The sequence below is a fragment of the Clostridium vitabionis genome (assembly GCF_015351765.1).
Taxonomy (GTDB): domain Bacteria; phylum Bacillota; class Clostridia; order Lachnospirales; family Lachnospiraceae; genus Clostridium_R; species Clostridium_R vitabionis.
Map to the genome: position 1 here is coordinate 118013 of NZ_JADKQA010000004.1, position 20289 is coordinate 138301.

General features: G+C 59.5%; 17 protein-coding genes. 3 read left to right on the top strand and 14 right to left on the bottom strand.

Annotation, left to right across the window (positions count from 1 at the left end; genetic code table 11):
* Positions 1-5: 5 nt before the first annotated feature.
* The 7 genes from ISF27_RS09010 to ISF27_RS09040 all read right to left on the bottom strand — a co-directional run bounded on the left by ISF27_RS09010 (position 6) and on the right by ISF27_RS09040 (position 7355).
* Positions 6-1691, bottom strand: coding sequence for a peptide ABC transporter substrate-binding protein (locus ISF27_RS09010; protein WP_194611169.1), 1686 nt, complete (start codon positions 1689-1691; stop codon positions 6-8).
* A gap of 239 nt (positions 1692-1930) precedes the next feature.
* The gene (locus ISF27_RS09015) at positions 1931-3613 is read right to left on the bottom strand and encodes a peptide ABC transporter substrate-binding protein (protein WP_194611170.1); all 1683 of its coding nucleotides are present in this window, start codon (positions 3611-3613) and stop codon (positions 1931-1933) included.
* Between the two features lie 270 nt (positions 3614-3883).
* Positions 3884-5032: an NAD(P)/FAD-dependent oxidoreductase gene (locus ISF27_RS09020; protein ID WP_194611171.1), complete on the bottom strand. Its 1149-nt coding sequence runs from the start codon at positions 5030-5032 to the stop codon at positions 3884-3886.
* The gene (locus ISF27_RS09025) at positions 5029-5406 is read right to left on the bottom strand and encodes a (2Fe-2S)-binding protein (protein WP_194611172.1); all 378 of its coding nucleotides are present in this window, start codon (positions 5404-5406) and stop codon (positions 5029-5031) included. The genes ISF27_RS09020 and ISF27_RS09025 overlap by 4 nt, the downstream gene beginning before the upstream one ends.
* Positions 5406-5897: a 4Fe-4S dicluster domain-containing protein gene (locus ISF27_RS09030; protein WP_194611173.1), complete on the bottom strand. Its 492-nt coding sequence runs from the start codon at positions 5895-5897 to the stop codon at positions 5406-5408. Before ISF27_RS09030 ends, ISF27_RS09025 begins: the two co-directional genes overlap by 1 nt.
* Positions 5897-7051: an NAD(P)/FAD-dependent oxidoreductase gene (locus ISF27_RS09035; RefSeq protein ID WP_207727423.1), complete on the bottom strand. Its 1155-nt coding sequence runs from the start codon at positions 7049-7051 to the stop codon at positions 5897-5899. The genes ISF27_RS09030 and ISF27_RS09035 overlap by 1 nt, the downstream gene beginning before the upstream one ends.
* Entirely contained in the window at positions 7044-7355 is a 312-nt protein-coding gene (locus tag ISF27_RS09040) for a (2Fe-2S)-binding protein (RefSeq protein ID WP_194611174.1), read from the bottom strand. Before ISF27_RS09040 ends, ISF27_RS09035 begins: the two co-directional genes overlap by 8 nt.
* A 195-nt stretch (positions 7356-7550) precedes the next feature.
* On the opposite strand from ISF27_RS09040, the gene ISF27_RS09045 reads away from it, so the two are divergent.
* The 3 genes from ISF27_RS09045 to ISF27_RS09055 all read left to right on the top strand — a co-directional run bounded on the left by ISF27_RS09045 (position 7551) and on the right by ISF27_RS09055 (position 12399).
* Entirely contained in the window at positions 7551-7790 is a 240-nt protein-coding gene (locus ISF27_RS09045) for a hypothetical protein (protein ID WP_194611175.1), read from the top strand.
* 152 nt (positions 7791-7942) lie between these two features.
* Positions 7943-9094 (top strand): exonuclease SbcCD subunit D, encoded by a 1152-nt coding sequence (locus ISF27_RS09050; RefSeq protein ID WP_194611176.1) that lies wholly within the window; start codon positions 7943-7945, stop codon positions 9092-9094.
* Complete coding sequence (locus tag ISF27_RS09055) at positions 9091-12399, top strand: AAA family ATPase (protein WP_194611177.1); 3309 nt, start codon at positions 9091-9093, stop codon at positions 12397-12399. Before ISF27_RS09050 ends, ISF27_RS09055 begins: the two co-directional genes overlap by 4 nt.
* A 63-nt stretch (positions 12400-12462) precedes the next feature.
* Here the strand turns inward: ISF27_RS09055 and pepT are convergent, their stop codons facing one another.
* From pepT to dctP, 7 genes are all read right to left on the bottom strand, one after another.
* The gene (pepT, locus tag ISF27_RS09060) at positions 12463-13707 is read right to left on the bottom strand and encodes a peptidase T (protein ID WP_194611178.1); all 1245 of its coding nucleotides are present in this window, start codon (positions 13705-13707) and stop codon (positions 12463-12465) included.
* A gap of 4 nt (positions 13708-13711) precedes the next feature.
* Positions 13712-14293 (bottom strand): YcxB family protein, encoded by a 582-nt coding sequence (locus ISF27_RS09065; RefSeq protein WP_194611179.1) that lies wholly within the window; start codon positions 14291-14293, stop codon positions 13712-13714.
* Between the two features lie 14 nt (positions 14294-14307).
* Positions 14308-15153, bottom strand: coding sequence for an HAD-IIA family hydrolase (locus ISF27_RS09070; protein ID WP_194611180.1), 846 nt, complete (start codon positions 15151-15153; stop codon positions 14308-14310).
* 55 nt (positions 15154-15208) lie between these two features.
* Positions 15209-16393 carry a L,D-transpeptidase family protein gene (locus ISF27_RS09075; protein ID WP_194611181.1) on the bottom strand — a complete coding sequence of 395 codons (1185 nt, stop codon included), beginning with the start codon at positions 16391-16393 and terminating at the stop codon, positions 15209-15211.
* Between the two features lie 178 nt (positions 16394-16571).
* Entirely contained in the window at positions 16572-17882 is a 1311-nt protein-coding gene (locus tag ISF27_RS09080) for a TRAP transporter large permease (RefSeq protein ID WP_194611182.1), read from the bottom strand.
* Positions 17879-18589 (bottom strand): TRAP transporter small permease, encoded by a 711-nt coding sequence (locus ISF27_RS09085; protein WP_194611183.1) that lies wholly within the window; start codon positions 18587-18589, stop codon positions 17879-17881. The genes ISF27_RS09080 and ISF27_RS09085 overlap by 4 nt, the downstream gene beginning before the upstream one ends.
* 277 nt (positions 18590-18866) lie before the next feature.
* The gene (dctP, locus tag ISF27_RS09090) at positions 18867-20030 is read right to left on the bottom strand and encodes a TRAP transporter substrate-binding protein DctP (RefSeq protein ID WP_194611184.1); all 1164 of its coding nucleotides are present in this window, start codon (positions 20028-20030) and stop codon (positions 18867-18869) included.
* Positions 20031-20289 lie beyond the last annotated feature (259 nt).

Consider the following 20289-nt stretch of genomic DNA (forward strand, 5'->3'; position numbering starts at 1 on the left):
ATGGATCAGTCTTTTTCCGCAAACGGCCAGTCAAGGTTCAGGCCGCTGAAGTAGAAGGAAACGTTCTTCATCTGCGGGTTCAGCAGGTAGTGCTCCTGCCTGCACTGAAGAGGAACCAGGGCGCCGTCGTCGAGGACGATCTGCTCAGCCTTGTTGAGCATATCCATGCGGGCTTTCTTGTCTGTTTCCGTGTTGGATGCCTTGAGCAGGCTGTCAAACTCATCGTTCTTATACTTGGAGTAGTTGTACGGGTTGTCGCTCTTGAAGAGCTCCAGGTAGGTGTACGGGTCAGGGTAATCCGGACCCCAGCCGGCGTAGGCGAGCTCGTAGTCGCCCTTCGGGAGGACTTCACCGTAGATGTTCTTGTAGGTTACCTGGCGGACTTCCACGTTGATGCCGAGCGCGCTGTTCAGAAGGTTCTGGCAGACCTCAGCGATCTTCTTTGACGATTCCGCATCGGTGGTGGTGATGGTGACGGTGATGTCTGATGCCTTGGCAATGCCCAGATCCTTCATGGCTGCCTCGAGGTACTGCTTAGCCTTGTCAGGGTCGCCGTCCATCGGGTAGGACTTTTCAGACATCGGGTATTCCTCGCCGTAGGTCTTCTCGACACCGTTCACAAGCGGCATTACGAGAGTATTGGTCGGCGTGTAGACATTGTTGGTTGCCAGCTGGATGTAGGCATTCCGGTTGATTCCGTAATTGAGGGCAAGGCGGAAGTTCTTATTGGCGAGCAGTGGGTTCGATCCGCCCTGGTTGATGTAGAGGTAGTCCTCGTTACCGTTCATGTACTCCTGATCCTTGTCGTCGTAGTTCGGCACGGCGTCGGTCGGGATCTTGACGAAGTCCAGGTCGCCGGATTCATACATCGCAAGGGCGGTGTTCTGATCGGCGATTACGCTGACCTCGGCGCCGTCGAGCTTGACATTGTCAGCATTCCAGTAATTCGGGTTCTTCTCGAAGACATATTTCTGCGCGGCAGAGCTGGTCAGCATGAAGGGACCGCTGTAGACATTCTTGCTGGCATCGCCCGCAAAGTCAGTCCCGTACTTCTCCACGATATCCTGGCGGATCGGCGCGTACTCGGCGAGTGAGCCAACGAGGCTCAGGAAGTATGCGGTCGGGTGTTCCAGGGTGATCACCAGGGTGTGGTCATCCGGGGCGGACACGCCGAGCTCGGAGGGCTGCATCTTCCCGCTCTCCACGGCGGCGCCGTTCTTAATATATTCCCCGATGAAGGCATAGACGGAAGCGGTGTTGGGATCCATCAGTCTCTGGAGGCTGTAGACGAAATCGCCCGCCTTGATCGGCTCGCCGTCGCTCCACTTGGCGTCCCGCAGGTGGAAGGTGTAGGTCAGGCCGTCATCGGACAGTTCCCAGGATTCGGCGATACCGGGAGAGATTTCGCCGGCGGTGTTGCGGACAAGCCCCTCCGTCATCGCGTGCTGCAGTTCAGCGTCCGCGATGGAATCCGATTTGTTCGGATCCAGGGTTGTGGCCTCCGAGGTGATCGAGTAGCGGAAAATCTTGTCTCCCGATGTGGAAGAGGCGTTCTCCGAGGCAGCGCTGCCGGCTGCTGCGTCAGTCGCGGCGGCTGTGGTGGTGTCCTTCTCGTAGGCGCCGCCGCAGGCTGCGAGGCTTGCGGTCATGGCACCGCACAGGAGAAGCGACAGGACTTTCGATTTTTTCATAAGCTTTCCCTCCTTGCCCTTATGGGGTGATTTCATTATAACGCCGTACTCCCGGAAAACATAGCTTGGCTGTTATTTTGAATAGTATGAAAAAATTATGATTGAACAAAAACTATTATAACCATACTATAGATAATATGTAAACCCTGTTCTAGGAAAAAAATAGATAAATTTACTTTTTTACGAAATTTGACAGATATTTCACAGAAAAAGAGCACATGCGCCAGAGGACGGGGAGATCAGTCCTTTTCCGCATAAGGCCAGTCCAGGTTCAGCCCGCAGAAATAGAAGGAGACATTCTTCATCTGCGGATTCAGCAGGTAGTGTTCCTCCCTGCACTGGAGCGGAACCAGGGCACCGTCGTCGAGGAGGATCTGCTCTGCCTTGTTGAGCATATCCATACGGGTCTTGGCGTCTAATTCTGTGTTGGATGCATCAAGAAGGCTGTCAAACTCGTCGTTTTTATACTTGGAGTAGTTGTACGGGTTTCCGCTCTTGAAGAGCTCCAGGTAAGTGTACGGGTCGGAGTAATCCGGACCCCACCCGGAGTAGGCGATTTCGTACTTGCCTTTCGGGAGGATTTCGCTGAAAACATTTTTGTAGGTCACCTGGTGAACTTCCACGTTGATGCCGAGAGCGGTGCTGAGGAGGTTCTGGCAGACCTCAGCGACCTTCTTGGACGATTCCGCGTCTGTGGTGGTGATGGCGACCGTGATGTCCGCGGCGTTGGCGATCCCAAGATCCTTCATGGCAGCTTCCAGATACTGTTTGGCCTTATCCTCATCCCCGTCCATCGGGTAGGACCTGTCGGTCATCGGATATTCCTCGCCATAGGTCTTCTCGACGCCGCTCACGAGAGGCATGACCAGGGAATTGGTCGGGGTGTAGACGCTGTTGGTCGCCAGCTGGATGTAAGCGTTCCGATTGAGGCCGTAGTTGAGGGCGAGGCGGAAGTTCTTATTGGTGAGCAGCGGGTTCGACCCATCCTGGTTGATGTAGAGGAAGTCCTCGTTGCCGTTCATGAATTCCTGATCCTTGCCGCGGTAGCCCGGTACGGCGTCGGTCGGGATCTTGACAAAATCCAGATCGCCGGATTCATACATCGCGAGGGCGGTGTTCTGATCAGAGATCACACTGACCTCGGCGCCGTCGAGCTTGATGTTCTCCGCATCCCAGAAATTCGGATTCTTCTCCAGAATATACTTCTGCGCGGCGGAGCTGGTCAGCATGAAGGGGCCGCTGTAGACGTTCTTGCCGGCGTCGGCAGCGAAATCCGATCCGTACTTTTCCACAATGTCCCGGCGGATCGGCGAGTACTGCGGCATGGAACCGATCAGGCTCAGGAAGTAGGCGGCCGGGTGGTCAAGCGTGATGACCAGGGTATGGTCATCCGGGGCGGACACGCCGAGATCCTCGGGCTTCATCTGCCCGCTCTCGACAGCGGCGCCGTTCTTGATATATTCCCCGATAAAGGCATAGACAGAGGCAGTGTCGGGATTCATCAGCCGCTGGAGGCTGTAGACAAAATCCCCTGCCTTGATCGGCACACCGTCACTCCACTTGGCATCCCGCAGATGGAAGGTGTAGGTCAGGCCATCGCCGGACACATCCCAGGATTCGGCAATACCGGGTGTGATCTTGCCGGCGGTGTTGCGGACGAGGCCCTCAGTCAGCGCGTGCAGCAGCTCGGCGTCATCGAGGGCAGTCGATTTGGATGGATCCAGTGAGACGGCCTCTGTGGTGATGGAGTAGCGGAAGACCTTGGCTCCAGATGCGGAAGAGGTGTCCTCTGCCTGTGTGCTGCCGGATGCGGTATCCGCTGCTGCCGTGGCGGCAGCTTTCTCGTAGACGCCGCCGCAGCCCGTGAGTCCCGCGGCCATGGCTCCGCACAGGAGAAATGACAGGATTTTTGATGTTTTCATAAGCTTTTCCCCCTCGCCCTTGCCGGGCGCATATTGAACAGAATCTACCGGATGCACAGCTCTGCTGTCATTTGACATAACTATTGTAACTACATAATAGACGATATGTAAACATGATTCTGAAAAATAACAAAAAATCTGCAAATCTATTCATATTGGTAAAATACACCAGAACAAGGGGCAATCGAGAAGGGAATCCTGCCAATGCCTCATGTTCGGGAAAAAAAGCGGGAGCGGAACCAGGTTCCGCTCCCGCAGGGCAGGAGAAGGTCAGACGACAGCCGGCTCCAGAAGGAGCTTGCCGGTCTTGAAGCGCTCTTTGCTGAACATGGCGATATCCATACTGTCGTCCATGCCGGCAATCTTGTTGGCCATCAGGATGCCGATTCTCGGGGCGACCATGAAGCCGTGGCCGGAGAAGCCGCAGACGGTCCAGAAGCCCTTGGCCTCAGCCGCCTCGTCGATGACGGGGTTGCAGTCCGGGCTCATATCATACTGGCCGGCCCACTGGCGGATGACCTTGGTCTTGCGCAGGAAGGGCAGGGCGTCGCACATGACGGCGCAGTTCTCCTCAAGAAACTGCCAGCTGGACTTGAAATTAAAGCTCGGATCCTCGTTCTTCGTGCCGATGCCCATCAGGAAGCTGCCGTTCGGCTCCTGCTGGACATAATAGGACTTGACGAAGGACATGACCATGCAGTCCAGGACAGGCGCGTATTTCTCCGTGATCAGCGCCTGATGCCGCTCGGAGATGACCGGGACATCCTCGCCGACCATTTTCGCCAGCTCAGGGGCGTGGACATTGGCACAGTTGATGACGGTCTTCGCCTCAAAATTGCCCCGCGTGGTCTCCACGCCGGTGATTTTTCCGCCCTCGGTGAGGAGGCCGGTGACCTCGGTATAGGTCAGGAACTTTACACCCATGCGGGCAGCTCCGGTCGCGTAAGCCTGTGTGCACTGGAACGGGTCCGCATGGCCGTCCTTCTGGCAGAAGGTCCCGCCGTACATGCCCTCGGTGTTGATGCCGGGGCAGATCTCCTTGATCTGCGGGATATCGACGGCGTAGGAATCAATGCCGAGCTTATGCTGAACCTCAAGGTTCTTCTGGAACTGATCCCACTCTTTCTCGGTGTAGGCCACCAGGAGGTAGCCGCCCTGGTGAAGGCCGCAGTTCCGGGAATAGCCGGTGTATTCCTCCAGGTGCTCGAAGATATTCGTGCTCTCGAGGGCGATCCGGGCGTTCAGCTCGGAGCCCCACTGCTGGCGGATGCCGGCGCCGCAGCGGCCGGAAGCGCCGGAAGTCAGGAAGCGCTTTTCAATCAGAAGGACATCGGTGATGCCGCGCTTCGCCAGCTCGAAGGCGGTGGCGCAGCCGATGATGCCTCCGCCGATGATGATGACGTCATAACCCTTTTTCATGCTTTTCCGCCTCCTGCGTGCTCCTTATTCCATGCGTCTGCGAGTGTGCCCATGCTGATTGCCTTTGTCGGCGGACGGAAAGTGGACATCAGCACTTCCTCCATCGGAACATGGTAATAGTTGGCGAGCTCTCTGGCAATCAGCAGGCGGCAGGTGCGTCCCTGGCAGGGACCCATGCCGGCGCGGGTTACCCGCTTGATTTCATCGATGGTGCAGTAGCCCTCCCGGATGCAGTCCATGATTTCCGCCCGGGTGATATCCTCACAGCGGCAGATGATCGTATTTTCCTCCGCCTCGCGGGTTTTCGGGTCGATCGGTGCCTCAAGTGCCTTTTTCGACTCCGGGGAGCCGGGATTGATCACATGGTCTTCCATTACGCTTCACCTCCCACTCTGATGGCGCGGACAGTCATCGCGAGATCCGCCGGAACGCGGATGCCGATGACCCAGGTCATGTTCTTCTTCCCGCCGGAGACGACGCTCTCCACCGGGAATGTGCCGACGGCCTTCCCCTCGCGGTCGAGGCCGGTCACCATATCGCCCTTCGCGGGGACCGGAAGAAACTCATAGGGCAGGCGGACCAGCGCGGAATCGCCGGCGGTCATGTCGACGACGAAAATGGCGAGGCCGGGACACTTGGATACGCAGGCGCTGCACCCGTTGCAGATATCATAATCGATTTTCGGGCGCTGGTTGATGTCCGGCTCGACCTTGAGCGCGCCCTTCGCGCAGGCGGTCATGCAGGGGTTGCAGGGGATATTCTGGAAGCATTCGGTGATCGCAAATGCGCCCTTTTTCATTCTCTCCGCGGAGGGCATTACCTTGGCCAGGTCTTCCTCTGTCGGGATTCCATCCTGATACAGCATCAGCAGTTACCTCCCTTCGCGGCAAGCTCGCCGGGCAGTTCGCCCATGCCGTCCGCCGTCATCTCCATGATTCTGTGTTCCGCCATCTTGGCAAGGCCGGAGCGCACCTTGGCGCCGGTGTCGCCGGATCTGAGCTCGGTGAGCTCCGCGATGGCCTCCTTCTTCCGCTTTTCGGCTTCTTCCTTCTGATAGCCCAGGGCCTCAGCGACGGCGTAGCCGGCGATTTTGCCCTCCACCATGGCGGAGGAAGCTTCCTCGATGCCGGTGGAGTCGCCCGCCGCGTAGATCCCCTTGACGGAGGTCTCCAGATTTTCATCCTTGACCGGGACATGGCCGGAAAATTCCGGAATGTAGGCCATATGGCAGCCCGCCTGCCACAGCAGCTCGGTCAGCGGGGAAAGGCCGACGGCGAGGCAGAGCGTGTCACATTTGACATCCTCCTCTGTGCCCGGGATCGGCTGGAAATGTTCATCGACCTTGGCGATGATGACGCCCTCGAGCTCCCCATTGCCGTAGGCTTCCTTAACGGTGTAGCCGGTGCGGATCGGGACGCCCGCGCGGCGGATCTTGGATGCGTGAACCAGGTAGCCGCCGATCTTCGGGGCTGCCTCGACAACGCCGGCGACATCGACACCGGCCTGAAGCAGCTGGTAGGAGACGATCAGCCCGATATTGCCCGCACCGACCATGAGCGCGCGCTTTGCCGGCAGGACGCCGTAGAGGTTCATCAGCGTCTGGACAGCGCCCGCGCCGTAGATGCCCGGAAGGTCATTGCCCGGGAATTCCAGGAATTTCTCGGAGGCGCCGGTGCAGACAATGATTTTTTCTGGCTTGTATTTCCAATGCTTTCCCTCGTGCAGGACGGTGACGACGCCGTCCTCGTAGAAGCCGAGAACCTCCGCGTCTGTCATGATCTCGATATTCGGATTGGCTTTCACCTTCTCCGTCAGGATCTGTCCGATCTGGAAACCGCGCTCGCCGGCATACTGATGCTCAGAACCGAAGAATTTGTGGGTCTGCTTGACCAGCTGCCCGCCCGGGAAATCAAAGCGCTCGCAGACCAGCACATGAGCGCCCATGGAAGCCGCGGCGTCCGCCGCGCAGAGGCCGGCAGGGCCGCCCCCGACGATGAGAACTTCGACCTGTTTAATCAATGGTGATTACCCCCTTTCCATCCTGTTCGCGCACATCCATGCCGCTCCGGACTTTTGTGACGCAGACGCGGACATTGGGCTCGCCGTCGACGGTCATAAAGCAGGAAGAACAGTTGCCGATCGCGCAGAACAGGCCGCGCGGGCGGTGTTTTTCCTGACTGTGGGCGAGGGTGCGGACGCCGGCAGCGTGCAGCGCCGCGGCGATGGTCTCACCGGTGTAGCCTTCGACCGGGTTTCCGTTATAGAAAAAGGTAACTTTTTCTCCCCGGTCAAATTGAAGAATGGGATGTTCCGAGATTCTCATGCTGTTTGCACCTCCTGTGGGTTGCCCGGGATGCCCTGGCATCCGGGATAGTATCCGACGGTTTTTCCTGATCCGGAGCGGCGGTTTCTTCGCTGCCCTTCCCCTGATATAATAGACTGTGCCGGCAGGCATCTGCCGGGCGGTCCCCCGCTTCGCGGCTGCCGTCGGATCCTGCAGCGGCCGCTGCCTTTGGATTTGAAAAACAGAAAGGCGCAGCCTCACTGCCCGGAAATTCCGGAAGGATTGTCTGCGCCTTTGCAAAGAACATTCTGTTTTTCAAATATGTTTCATATTATCATTCACATATTTTTAAAGATCAATGACCAAATCGTTGATCCTGTACATGAGGGCGCGGATGGAGAGAATATACAAAAAAATATCGGATGGCTTGGAAAAACTGTCTGTGTTGACGATTATAACACATCAAATTTTTGAAATACGAAGAAATTAACGGCGATATATGAAAAAATAGTCATCATAATTTGTGCATATTTCAAAAACGAGATATAGAAAACGGCACATTTTGCTCCGCACAGCACGAAAACGGAATGATTTCTGCACATTTTTGCGAGAGGAGTAGAAAAAGTATGAAAATTTTCCATCTTTCGGATCTTCATATCGGATTAAAACTGCTGAATATGGATCTCCTGGAGGATCAGGCCTACATCCTTGACCGGATCACGGACCTCGCGGCGGCGCGGAAGCCGGACGCGGTGGTGGTCGCCGGGGATCTCTACGATAAGCCGGTGCCTTCCGTGGAGGCGGTCGCCCTCTTTGACCATTTTGTCACCGCCCTCCGCGGGGCGGTGCCGGAGGCGGAGATCATGATGATCAGCGGAAACCACGACAGCGCAGCCAGGACGAACCTGTTCCGCGGCCTGCTGTCCCGGGAGAAGGTCCACATGATCGGGCTGCCGCCGGAGAGGCCGGAGGATCATCTCGAGAAGGTGACACTCCGGGATGCGTTCGGCCCGGTGAATTTTTACCTGCTGCCGTTTGTCCGCCCGTCCATGGTCCGGCTGATCACGGGAAACCGGGAAAATGGCACCGCCATGAGCTATGACGAGGCGCTCCGCTGCCTGATTGCCCGCGAGCAGGTGGACACCGCGGAGCGGAATGTCCTGGTCAGCCACCAGTTTTATCTCCCCGCCGGGAAGAACGCGGAGGAGGTTGAGCGGATGAGCTCGGAGGTGCGGACCGTGGGCAACATCGACCAGGTGTCGGCGGAGGTGCTGGCGCCGTTTGACTATGCTGCCCTCGGGCACATCCACAAGCCGATGAAGGTGGGCAGCGAAATCTACCGCTATCCCGGGACGCCCATGGCCTGTTCGGTCGACGAAGCGGGGCAGCAGAAGGGGATTCTTGAGGTGGAGCTCGGGAAGAAGGGGGATACCGCCATCCGCGTGCTCCCCCTGACGCCCCTCCGGGAGATCCGGGTACTCCGGGGGACACTCGCGGAGATCCTGCGGAAGCCCTCGGAGGATTACGTCTCGGTGATCCTCACGGACACCAGCGACCTCGATGTCATGGATATGCAGGACCGGCTCAGGAACGCATTTCCCAATCTTCTGGAGATCCGCCGGGAAAATGTGCTCCGGGCGGATTACGACGCGCCGTATTCTCCGCGGGCGGAGAAGAGCCCGTACGAGCTCTGCCTGGATTTTCTCGGGGAGGTGGATGAGGAGGAGAAGGCACTGCTCAGAGATGTGCTCAATACTGTCGGGGAGGAAAGAGAATGAGACCGCTGAAACTCACGATGCAGGCATTTGTCTCTTATAAGGACAGGACAGAGATCGATTTTACAAAGCCAAACCAGCGCCTGTTCCTCATTACCGGGGATACCGGGGCGGGGAAGACGACGATTTTCGACGCGATCGTCTACGCGCTCTACGGGGAGACCAGCGCCTCCGAGGGGAGAAGCGCCGGCACGGGGCTGAAAAGCCAGTTTGCCGCCGCAGGGGCTGAGCCCATGGTGGAGCTCACCTTCTCCGAGACGGCGGGCGGGGAGGAAAAGATCTACACGGTTGTCCGGTCGCCGCAGCATTTCCGGCCGAAGAAGCGCGGGACAGGAACCAGCCTCACGGCAGAGCGGGTGACCCTTTATCTGCCGGACGGCACCGCGTTTAAGGGCAATGTCCGGGAGACGGACAGCCGGCTCGTCGAGATCCTCGGCCTCACCCGCGCGCAGTTTATGCAGGTCGGCATGATCGCCCAGGGGGAGTTTATGAACCTCCTCCGGGCGGATTCCGACGAGCGCAAGGAGATCTTCCGGCGGCTTTTCGGCACGGGAAAATATCAGGAGATTGTCCATGAGCTGGCCGAGCGGCGGAAGGCGAAGAACCGGGAGCTCGACGCGGTGCGAACCGTCTTTCTCACGGAAGCGGGGCACGCGGAGATTCCGGCGGATGCCGGCGGCGCGGTGAGCCTCATCGCCCTGCAGAAAAAGATGATGGAAGGCGGGGAGATCCCGGTGACGGACATGGAGGAATTTCTGGATGGCCTCCGGAACGTCTCCGCGGAGATGGACGCCCGGAAAGCGCAGGCTGCGGAGGAGGTCCGGAAAGCCCAGGAGGAGCGCGACCGGCAGAGAGACCGGGCTGCCAGCGCGGAGAACCTGCTGAAGTTCTTCGCCCAGAGGGAGCAGGCTGCGCGGGAGCTTCGGGAACTTGGCGCCCGGGAGCCGGCCCTCCGGGAGCGGCTTGCGCTCGGGGAGACGATCAGAAAATCTTATGAGATCCTGGAGGTCTACCGGCGCTTCGCGGATGCGGAAAATGAGGCGCGGGAGATCCGGAAGAAGCTCGCCGCGGAGAGAGGGAAGATGCCGTCCCTGGAGGCGGAGTATGCTGCCGCCGGGGAGGCGGAGAAGGCGGCGAGAAAAGCGCAGAAGGAAGCCGCCACGGAGGCGGCCGGGATTACCGAGCGCGCGGACCGCGCACTCTCCCTGTTTTCCCGGATCGCGGCTGCCGGAAAGGCAGTCCGGGAGTGCGGGGAAAAGAGGGCCGGGGCATTGGCCGCGCTCAGGGAGGCGAGGGAAGCGGAAGCGGCCTTTGAGGCGCGGGCGGAGAAATGGAAAATGCGCTCGGAGGAGCTCGCGGAGGCTGACCGCCGCCTGGATGCCTGGACAGCGGAGAGGGATGCCCGCGACAGCCTGGCAGGGGACGCGGAGGCGGCAAAAAAACTCGCCAATCAGGCATTTCTCCACAAAAAAGCGGCGGAAAAGGCGGCGGAGGCCTTCGTCCGGGCGGAGGACGGCTACCATGCGGCGGATCAGGCCTGGCAGCGCGGGCAGGACAGCTTTCTCCGGGCTCAGGCGGGCTTTCTCGCGAGGGCGCTCCGGGATGGCGAGCCATGCCCGGTCTGCGGGTCGGTCTCGCATCCCCATCCCTGCGCGCTCAATCCGGAGGATCAGAAGCTTACCCGAGAGGCGGTAGACGAACGGAAAAAGAAAGCTGATCAGGCGGCGGAGCTCCGCCAGAAGGCTGCCGAGGCATCCGGGAAGGCGGCGGAGGCTTTCCGGGGGTCTGTCGAGCGCCTCACGGAGAGCGTGGACAGGCTGGCATCGGGGATCCGAGCGCTTCCGGGCGCGGACCAGCTCCCGGCGGGCGGCGGCCCGGGCCGTCTGGCGGTGGCCGGGTTTACGGCGGGCGTGGATCTTCCGGTGACCCGTCAGGCCGGGGCTGAGGAGCTTTCTGTGCTTCTTGAGCAGGCAATTGCCCTGCTGAAATCCCTGGCAGCGCGTCTTTCGGCGGACCGCGCCGTTTTCGACGGGAAAGAGGGAAAACTCCGGAAGGACGCGGAAGAACTTGCCGGGCTTAAGAAACAGCTGCAGGACGCGGACAGCCGCCGAGCAGAGCTCAGGAAAGGGGAAGAGCTGGCGGAGGCGGCGGACCGTGCGGCGGAGGCAGAGCTCGCGGCAGCCAGGGCCGCGCTGGCGTCGATGAACGGCTCCCGGGACTATGCCGATGAACAAGCCGCCATCGCGGCAAAGCGGGAGGCTCTTGCGAAAACGGGGGCAGCGGATCAGGCGGAGAAGGCCGCGGAGGAACGCCTCCGCAGGGCGGGAACCTCGCGGGACAGCTCGGCGGCACTGATTACCCGGTATGCGGGGGAGCTCCCGGGGCGTGATGCGGAGGCCGCACAGCGAAAGGCGGAATATGAACAGGTTCTCGGAGAGAAAGCGCTGGCGGGGGAGGCCTGGCAGAAGATCACGGCAGAGCACAGGAAGGAGGAGGCTGAGGAGATCCGCCGGGAGGCAGAGCAGATGAGAAGCCGGAAAGCGGCGGCGGAGAGCATGAAAATGTCCGCCGATCAGGCGATCGGCGGACGGGAAAAACCAGAGCTCTCCGAAATCCGGAGCGCCCTCGGCAGGGCGGAGGAGGTTCTCTCATCCGCCCAGGATAAGCTGGAGAAGATCTCCGCGGCGTCCCGGGCAAATGCGCGCGCCCTCCGGGCGCTGGAGCCAAATCTCCGGGAACGCAGCCAGCTGCTCAGGGAATTTACCCGGATGGACAGCCTGCTCGGCCGGCTCGGGGGAAAGCGCAGCGGCTCCCGGATGGATATCGAGACCTTCGTACAGCGCTGGTATCTGGAGCGGATCCTGCGCGCGGCGAATCTCCGCTTCCGCCGGATGTCCGGCGGGCAGTTCGAGCTCCGGATGGTCAGCCTGGACCGCGCCGGCGAGGGGAAGAACCATGGCCTGGACCTGACGGTTTATTCCACTGTCACCGGGAAGGAGCGGTCGGTGAACACGCTGTCCGGCGGGGAATCTTTCCTGGCGGCGCTCTCCCTGGCTCTCGGCATGGCCGACCAGATCCAGGAGAACTCCGCGGCGGTTCACCCCGACATCATGTTCATCGATGAGGGCTTCGGCTCCCTGGACGACCACGCCCGCGAGCAGGCGGTGCGCGTCCTGCAGGGGATGGCGGAAAACTCCCGCTTGATCGGGATTATTTCCCATGTGAGCGAACTCAAGATGGAGATCGAGGACCAGCTGATTGTCACCCGAGACCGGGAGGGCAGCCACGTCCGGTGGCAGATTTCGTGACGCCGGATGCGTCCCGGCGATTCGCTGCCTTCCGGAAGCACCCCGGCAGATTCCACGGCTGGCTCAATCCCGCGCGCCGACCATGTTTTTGGTGATCTCCACCAGCATGGCGGCGATCTTCCGCATCGCGTTGATGTTCAGGTACTCATACACCCCGTGGTAATTCTCCCCGCCGGTCGGCAGATTCGGGCAGGGGAGCCCCTTGTAGCTGAGCACCGCGCCGTCGGTGCCTCCGCGGATCGGAACCGCCTCGGGGATGGCGCCGACCGCCCGAGTGGCCTTCTCCGCCGCGTCGATCAGGAACATGTACGGCTTGATTTTCTCTTTCATATTGTAATACTGGTCCCGGAGCGTGACCTCGACCGAGGCATCTGTGCCCGCGTATTTCTCATTCAGGGTGTCGGCGGCCTCCTGGAAAATGCGTTTTTTCTCCTCAAATTTGTCCCGGTCGTGATCGCGGATGATGTACTTCATCTCACAGTCCGAGGCGTCGCCGCGGATGGAGCAGAGATGGAAGAAGCCCTCATAGCCGTCGGTGTTGTCCGGCCGGCACTCCGGGAGGAGGGCATTGAACGCCATGCCGACGAGGCTTGCGTTGACCATTTTCCCCTTGGCGCTCCCGGGGTGGACATTCACGCCGCGGATGCGGACTGTGCCCGCGGCGGCGTTGAAGTTCTCGTATTCCAGATGGCCGAGGGTCCCGCCGTCCACGGTGTAGGCGGCATCGGCTCCGAAGCCGGCAAGGTCGAAATGCTCGGTTCCGCGCCCGACCTCCTCGTCCGGGGTGAAGGCGATCTCAATTTCCCCGTGCTTTACCTCCGGGTGCGTGAGCAGATACTCCGCGAGATCCATGATCTCGGCGACGCCGGCCTTGTCATCGGCGCCGAGCAGGGTCGTCCCGTCGGTGACCGCGAGGTCATCACCGATCGCTGCCCGGAGGGCAGGAAAGGTGACCGGCGAGAGGACGGCGCCGCTGCCGAGGGCAATGTCGCCGCCTGCGTAGGCGTGGATGATGCGCGGCGAAACGCCGTTTCCGGGAGCGTCCGGCGAGGTGTCCATGTGCGCGATGAAGCCGAGCTTCGGCGTCTTCTGTGCTTCCGGGGACGCCGGGTCGAGGTTTGACGGGATCCGTGCATAGACGTAGCAGTATTCGGAGAGCCGCACATCTTGGGCGCCCATGTCCCGGAGCTGCTGCTCCAGCAGGCGGGCGAGATCAAATTCATCGATCGAGGTCGGCTGGGCCTCCGCGTCCTCCGAGGACTGGGTTCCGATTTTTGCATACATCAGAAAACGATCCAGAATATCCATAAAATCATCCTTTCCTTTCTGTATAGCGGTCTCTCAGTCGTGCCCTGAGGGAGAGAAATGGGATCTGCGGCCGGTTAATGTGCCTGCCGGACGCATTTTCCAGAAAATCGCGAAATTCCTGCTCACGGCTGCCGAGAGCCGCTTTCGGGACGACATAGCCGCCGAACCTGTCGCGGAAAATATAATAGTTTTCGCTGTCCTCGCCGATCCCGGCGATGTCCCGGAAGCGGAGGACGGTGACCTCGCTGCTCTTTGCCGGCTGCGGGATGACGCGGAGGCAGGCGGGGGTGAATTCCAGCCGGTCGCGCGGATAGCCGAGGCCGGAGGCCTCGATGGTCTTCTCCACCTGGTTTACCGTGTGATTGGCCTGGTTGTACCGCCCGGTCAGCAGGTAGCCGCCGTAGGCGATCAGGAGAAAGCTCCACCAGGCGGGCATGTACAGGGCGCCGATGCCGATGACGCTTATGGCGACGAGCGTCCGGGAAATCCGGTTTTTCACGCAGAACAGGTCATACTGCATGTGGGCGAGGCCGGTCAGGCGGCTATGGCTGAGTTCGGTCTCGATGATGAAAGCTGGCGCGCTCAAGGCAGATCCCTCCCTCATGGCCGGAGAATGCCGGCGAGTTCCTTCACATCCCGGAGGACATAGTCCGGCTTCCGCTCCGCGGCGTCGATCATCGCCTGGTCAGACTCCCCCGAGAGGACGCAGACGGACACGGCGCCGGCGTTCTGGGCGACAGCGATGTCCGTGTAGAGCCGGTCGCCGACACAGCAGATTTTCCCGTTCGGGATCTTTCTTTCTTCTGAGATGAGATCAACCATATTCCGGTCCGGTTTGCCGATGTAGACGGGCTTTACTCCCGTCGAGGCGGTCAGCAGGGCGCAGATGCTCCCGCAGTCCGGCAGGACTTCGCCGCCGGGCATGGGGCACACCCAGTCCGGATTGGCCGCGATGAAGCGGGCGCCCTTCCGGAGGTAGTGGACCGCAAGCTGGAGATCCCGGTAGACCAGCTCTGTGTCGAAGCCGACGCAGACCGTGTCCACCCGGTCGGGAAGGCTTTTGTCATCCAGGGATGCGGTCAGGAGATTTACCCCGTAGCTTGCCAGCTCCCGCTGGAATGCGCGGGTGCCCACGACAAAGACCGGTTTCCCGGCGGCATGCTCCCGCATCCAGAGGCCGGTGGCCATGCCGGAGGTGAAGACATTTTCCCGCTCGCAGGGGAAGCCCAGGCGCCTGAGGCGGGTGATGTAGTCCTCGCCCGCACGGGATGAGTTGTTGGTCAGGTAGATATAGCTGCGGCCGGTCGCCTCCAGGGTGCGGATAAAGTCCACTGCCCCGTCGAAGACCTCGTCCCCGAGGTAGAGGGTGCCGTCCATGTCAAGAAGATAGAGCGTGCAGGCGCGGAGCCTGCGGTAACGTTCGTCAGCGGTAAGATTTTCGTTCATTGGTCCTCCGATCGTATGGAAACGGGGGCACCCGAAGGTGTCCCCGTTTGTCCGTTCAGCTGTGATAAATGACAATGGTGGTTCCCCGCGGGATGTTGTCGTGGAGCCATTTCGCGTCATCCAGCGGGAGACGGATGCATCCGTGGGAAATTGCCCTGCCGGTCCTGTCGTCGATGGAGTGCAGCGGCGCGCCCTCCGGCTTGTACAGCGTCGAGTGGTACAGGTAATTGCCGGAAATCTGCGTCGCGTACCAGCAGCGGTATGCGTTCGTCCCGAAGTAGAGCTCCTTGATGCCGGAGCTGTAGACGCCGTCCGGGGTTGCGCCGCCCGCGCCGACGGCGCAGGGGAAGCTCTGGATCTGCGTCCAGTTGCCCTTTGATCCGGTGAAGACCGCAGTCGTGTAGGTGGACTGGTCGGTCAGGATCAGGTAGCCGGTCGGGCTGCTGTATTCCCACGCCTTCCGGAGCATGGGGCTTCTCCGGGCAATGACCTGCTGGTGAAGGCTGTCATAGGTTCCCTGATCGTAGTTCTCTTTTCCGGCAAGGCCGGCGTCCATGCCCTTCTCGGCGAAATAGGTGATCAGCGCCGCGTCGGAGCTGCCTACCTCGTTCACGACATCGGGATGGTGATCCCGGAAATAGGTATAGTCATAGACCGCGGAGAAATCGATCCCGGCGGCGATCGTCATCGGGTGCGGATCCTGCGCGCTGCTGTTTGCGGCGTACCAGGCGATGTCCTCCGCGTTCCATCCCGCCGCGGTGAGGTTTGAGATCTCCTCGGCGCTGGTGGTGTAGCTGTGCTGGCCGCTCACGTTGCTGGCGCGATAGACCGGGACTTCCCGCTGATCGTCCGAGTAGAAAGCGACACCCTCGTCACGCCAGTCCCTCTGGGCGGCAATTCCCGCGCGCTCCTCCTCACTGGCGGTGAAGAAGTGGTCGCCGTTCCGGGCATTGTAGAGGCGGTAGACCGGCGTGGAGGAGCTTGACGGCTCGATCCAGCCGATGCCCTCATACGTCCAGCCGGAGAGGGCCAGATTGTTCCTTTCCTCATAGCTTGCGGTGTAGAGATGACCGCCCTTTTTGCTGTTGTACATGCGGTAGATAAAGACAGCGCTGCTGTCGTCCGCGGCCGCCTGGTCATCGGCGTAGGCGTTCACAGAGCCCGCGATGAGAAACAGCGAGAAGACTGCCGGGAAGATCAGAAGCTTCCCCGCGGATTTCCACCTGGTGACCTTTTTCATAAGTACGTTCTCCCCCTTCTGGCCTCCCGTTTCGATAACGCCGGAAGGCTCCGGCTGTTTTTGGCCGGCTCATTCCATTATAGACGAATCGTCCGCGGAAGACTATAGAAATCAGGAAATTCTTTCTCCGGCGCTGGGCAGAAAACGGGGCTTTTTCCGTCACTGTTCAGGCTCCGAATTATGCCGGGCCGTAGATCAGGTCCGGAAGGATGGTCACAAGGATCGGGCAGAAGGTGATCAGCAGCAGAACCGCCAGCAGGCACACGATGAATGGCCACACCTCGCGGATGAAGTCGGAGATGGGGCAGTTCGTGATGCCGCAGGTGGTGAACATCATCGAGCCGAACGGCGGGGTCAGGCCGCCGATCATGATATTGACGATGACCACCAGGCCAAAGTGGTAGACGTTGATGCCGAGCTTTAGGGCTACCGGCAGGAGAAGCGGGGTGATGATCATCATCGCCGCGCCGCCTTCCAGGAACATGCCCATGATCAGCAGGACCACATTGCACAGGAGCAGGAAGATATACTTATTATTCGTCAGCCCCAGGATTGAGGAGGCGACGATCTTCGGCAGATTGATCCAGGTCATATACTGACCGAAGACATTGGCCGCCACCATGATCAGAACGACACTGGAGGTGCCGGAGATGGTGTCCAGGATAATCGGGATCAGGTGTTCCCGGAGGGTGAGACGTTTGTAGACGACCTTGCCGATGATAAAGCAGTAGAGGACGCCGACGGCACCACCCTCAGACGGGGTAAACAGGCCGAAACGCATGCCGAGGATAATGCCAAACGGGAAGAACAGTGCCCAGAAGGACGTCAGTGCCTGTTTTCCCACGACGCTCCACGGCGGGAAATGCTCATGAACTTTCGGATAATTGCGCTTTTTCGCGATGATTGCCACCACGATCATCATGGAGACACTCATCAGGATGCCGGGAATATAGCCTGCGGCGAAGGTGCGGCCGAGGGATGCCTGCGCGATCAGCGTGAAAATGATCAGGTTGACGCCCGGTGGGATGACCGGCGTGGCGGCGGAGGAGGCGGCGGTGATAGCGGCGGAGAATGCCTTGGAGTAGCCCTTTCTCTCCATCGCGGGCACCAGCATCTTGGACTGCATCGCGCAGTCCGCGTTGGCGGATCCGGAGCATCCGCCCATCAGCATGGACAGGAGGACATTGACCTGCGCGAGGCCGCCCCTCATGTGCCCGGTGACACACTCGCAGAAGTCCATCATCTTATCGCTGATTCCGCCGAAGTTCATGACGGAACCAGACATGACGAAGAACGGGATCGCCAGCAGGGAGAAGGACATTGTGGAGTTCATGACCTTCTGCAGGATGGTCCAGGGAGCGGTGGCATTGTCCAGCACGAGGAAGAAGAAAAATGTGGAGCCAAACAGGGCATAGACGATCGGCATTCCGAAGAAATAGAGAAAGAATACCATGATGATCGGGATAATCTGGGTAAAGGTGAGCGTCATGATTTCCGGCCTCCTTTCTTCGTTTTCTTCCTTCCGCCGTCACTGCCCTTTTTCAGGGGAGTTTCCGGGGAAATAGTTTTTTCGGCGGATTTCTCTTCGAGGTTCTTTTTCGCGGTATCGTCCGGGGACGCCACATCCTCGTGGATATGTTCCTCGATCGGGGTGACCTCGGGCTCCTCCTCAAAGATCGGCGCCTGTGGCTTGAAGCCCTTGATCAGGTGCAGCCGGTCTTTCAGGAAAAAGTAGACGGCATAGATGAGTGAGAGGCCAAAGCCGATGGGGACAGCGATACCGGTCCACCATTTCGGAACGCGGAGGGTATCTGTCATCGTCAGCTTGTAGACGCCTCGCACATAGATCAGATGATAAACGTACTGCGCGCTGATGACGGTCAGCATCAGCAGGACGAGAATCTGAAGAATGTCCATGATAAACTGGATCACGCGCTTCCCCTTCGGGGGGAATAGATTGACCAGGATGTCCACTCCCAGGTGGGCGTGGCGGCGGTGGGCATAGGCGGTCCCGATAAAGACGGTCCAGACGAAGAGGCTGGTCACCACCTCATCGCACCACTTGAGCGGGCGATTGATAAAATAACGCATCAGTACGTTGACATTGACCAGGATAACGCAGATCAGCAGCGTGGTGCCGGTGATGATTGTATCGAGGTTACTTAGAATGGTTTTTCCGGTTATTTTTGTTTTCATCGATTCGAGATCCTCTCATGGCAGGATAAGAAAAAAGGGGGAGCAGGGTGGTGTCAGCCTTTCCGGCAGGCACGGAAGAAGAAAAAGGAACGGCGGGAAGGCAGTCCGAGATGGGGACAGGGACTGCCTCCCGCAGTTCCCTCTCTTCCCACTCTGCGAACTGCAGCTGAATATCCGGTTGTGTTGTGCGGACATCCGGCCGGTCATCCCCCCGGGACCGGCTCCGGAACCTCCCGCCAGTGTTTAATTTTGAACCCCTTCTCTGAAGAACTCTTCCTTATTTCGCTGCGGAAGATGATTCCGCTGCCGCGGCTCCGTCGGCCTGCGTGCTCTCCGCCGGCTCTGTCTTACGGAACTCGGTCAGCTCATCGACGATTTTCTGGTGAAGATCCGGATCCGCGCCGTACTCGGAGACAATCCAGTCATAGACCGGTGCGCAGGCTTCCTCAAAGGCTTCGGTGTCCACATCGTTCCAGGTGACGCCGTTCTGCTTCAGCATCTCGATCATGCTGGCCTCATCGTCTTCGCAGGATTTCTGCTCCCACTCGCCGCATTCCTTCGCGCACTCGTCAATGACGGTTCTGTACTTCTCCGGGATGGACTGATAGAGGTCTTCCGGCATGAACAGCCAGCGGGTAGCCATCAGGTGATTGGTCTTCGCAACCTTCTTCACCAATTCATACGGCGCACCGGCACCAGCCAGCGTTGAGGTCGATCCCTCGAAGCCCTCAACTACGCCGGAGGAGATGGCGGAGAGGCATTCGGTGAAGGACATCGGGACGGCGGTGGCACCCATGGCTTCCAGCGTCTTCACGAACAGGGCGGAGGAGGTGGCGCGCATCTTTACGCCCTTCAGGTCGTCCGGCTTCACGATGTCACGGTTGGTGACCACGTTGCGGAAGCCGAAGGAATACTGGGTATCCAGGATGTGGATATTCTGCTCTGCCAGCCTCTGCTTGATGTCGCTGACAATGTCGGAATCCATGATGTAATTGTACTCGGCGTCGTTGCGGTAAAGCATCGGCCCGACGAGCACAGCGGTGTCACCGACATAGTCAGCGAACAGGGACGGCTCCTCGAGGCCCATCCAGTCTGCGCCGTTGACTGCCTGGGTTACAGAATCGCCGTAGCAGTCCAGCTCGTTCTGGCCGTAGTAGGTTACCGTGATGTGGCCGTCAGTCTTCTCCGTGATTTCCTTTGCCAGCTTCTCGGAAGCCTTGTAGTTCCACTCGGTCGGCTGGAAAACGTTGGAGAATTTGATGTCCAGATGGTAGTCATCATCGTCCGCCGCGGCCTGTGTATCTGCCGCCGCCGTGGTGTCTCCTGATGCCCCGGCGGATCCCGCCGCTGCGGTCGTGGCAGATGAGGAACCGCCTCCGCAGCCGGCGAGCATCGAAGCTGCCATTGCTGCCGCGAGTGTCATAGCGATCACTTTTTTCATAGATTTTTCCTCCTTGGTCATACTCCCCATGTGTTGACCCGTATCTATTCAGCTAAAATTGATTATAAATTGTCTGAATAGACAAATCAATAATATTTGTAAAATATATAAAATAAATCTTGAAAAAACCGGAATAAACTGGCGAAAGCGACAAAAGGTACCGGCAGGCCGGCGGAGGGGCAATGTAAAACTTGTATAAATAAGGGAAGCTTCCCGGGGAATCCATTGTATAATTATTGATCAATGCCGGAATATCGCG

Bases quoted from the DNA above. Each gene is read 5' to 3' on its own strand.
- ISF27_RS09030 (WP_194611173.1), bottom strand. From the start codon at position 5,897: ATGCTGTATCAGGATGGAATCCCGACAGAGGAAGACCTGGCCAAGGTA.
- ISF27_RS09080 (WP_194611182.1), bottom strand. From the start codon at position 17,882: ATGACGCTCACCTTTACCCAGATTATCCCGATCATCATGGTATTCTTT.
- dctP (WP_194611184.1), bottom strand. From the start codon at position 20,030: ATGAAAAAAGTGATCGCTATGACACTCGCGGCAGCAATGGCAGCTTCG.
- ISF27_RS09085 (WP_194611183.1), bottom strand. From the start codon at position 18,589: ATGAAAACAAAAATAACCGGAAAAACCATTCTAAGTAACCTCGATACA.
- ISF27_RS09040 (WP_194611174.1), bottom strand. From the start codon at position 7,355: ATGAGAATCTCGGAACATCCCATTCTTCAATTTGACCGGGGAGAAAAA.
- pepT (WP_194611178.1), bottom strand. From the start codon at position 13,707: ATGGATATTCTGGATCGTTTTCTGATGTATGCAAAAATCGGAACCCAG.
- ISF27_RS09020 (WP_194611171.1), bottom strand. From the start codon at position 5,032: ATGAAAAAGGGTTATGACGTCATCATCATCGGCGGAGGCATCATCGGC.
- ISF27_RS09015 (WP_194611170.1), bottom strand. From the start codon at position 3,613: ATGAAAACATCAAAAATCCTGTCATTTCTCCTGTGCGGAGCCATGGCC.
- ISF27_RS09075 (WP_194611181.1), bottom strand. From the start codon at position 16,393: ATGAAAAAGGTCACCAGGTGGAAATCCGCGGGGAAGCTTCTGATCTTC.
- ISF27_RS09025 (WP_194611172.1), bottom strand. From the start codon at position 5,406: ATGGAAGACCATGTGATCAATCCCGGCTCCCCGGAGTCGAAAAAGGCA.
- ISF27_RS09050 (WP_194611176.1), top strand. From the start codon at position 7,943: ATGAAAATTTTCCATCTTTCGGATCTTCATATCGGATTAAAACTGCTG.
- ISF27_RS09070 (WP_194611180.1), bottom strand. From the start codon at position 15,153: ATGAACGAAAATCTTACCGCTGACGAACGTTACCGCAGGCTCCGCGCC.
- ISF27_RS09055 (WP_194611177.1), top strand. From the start codon at position 9,091: ATGAGACCGCTGAAACTCACGATGCAGGCATTTGTCTCTTATAAGGAC.
- ISF27_RS09010 (WP_194611169.1), bottom strand. From the start codon at position 1,691: ATGAAAAAATCGAAAGTCCTGTCGCTTCTCCTGTGCGGTGCCATGACC.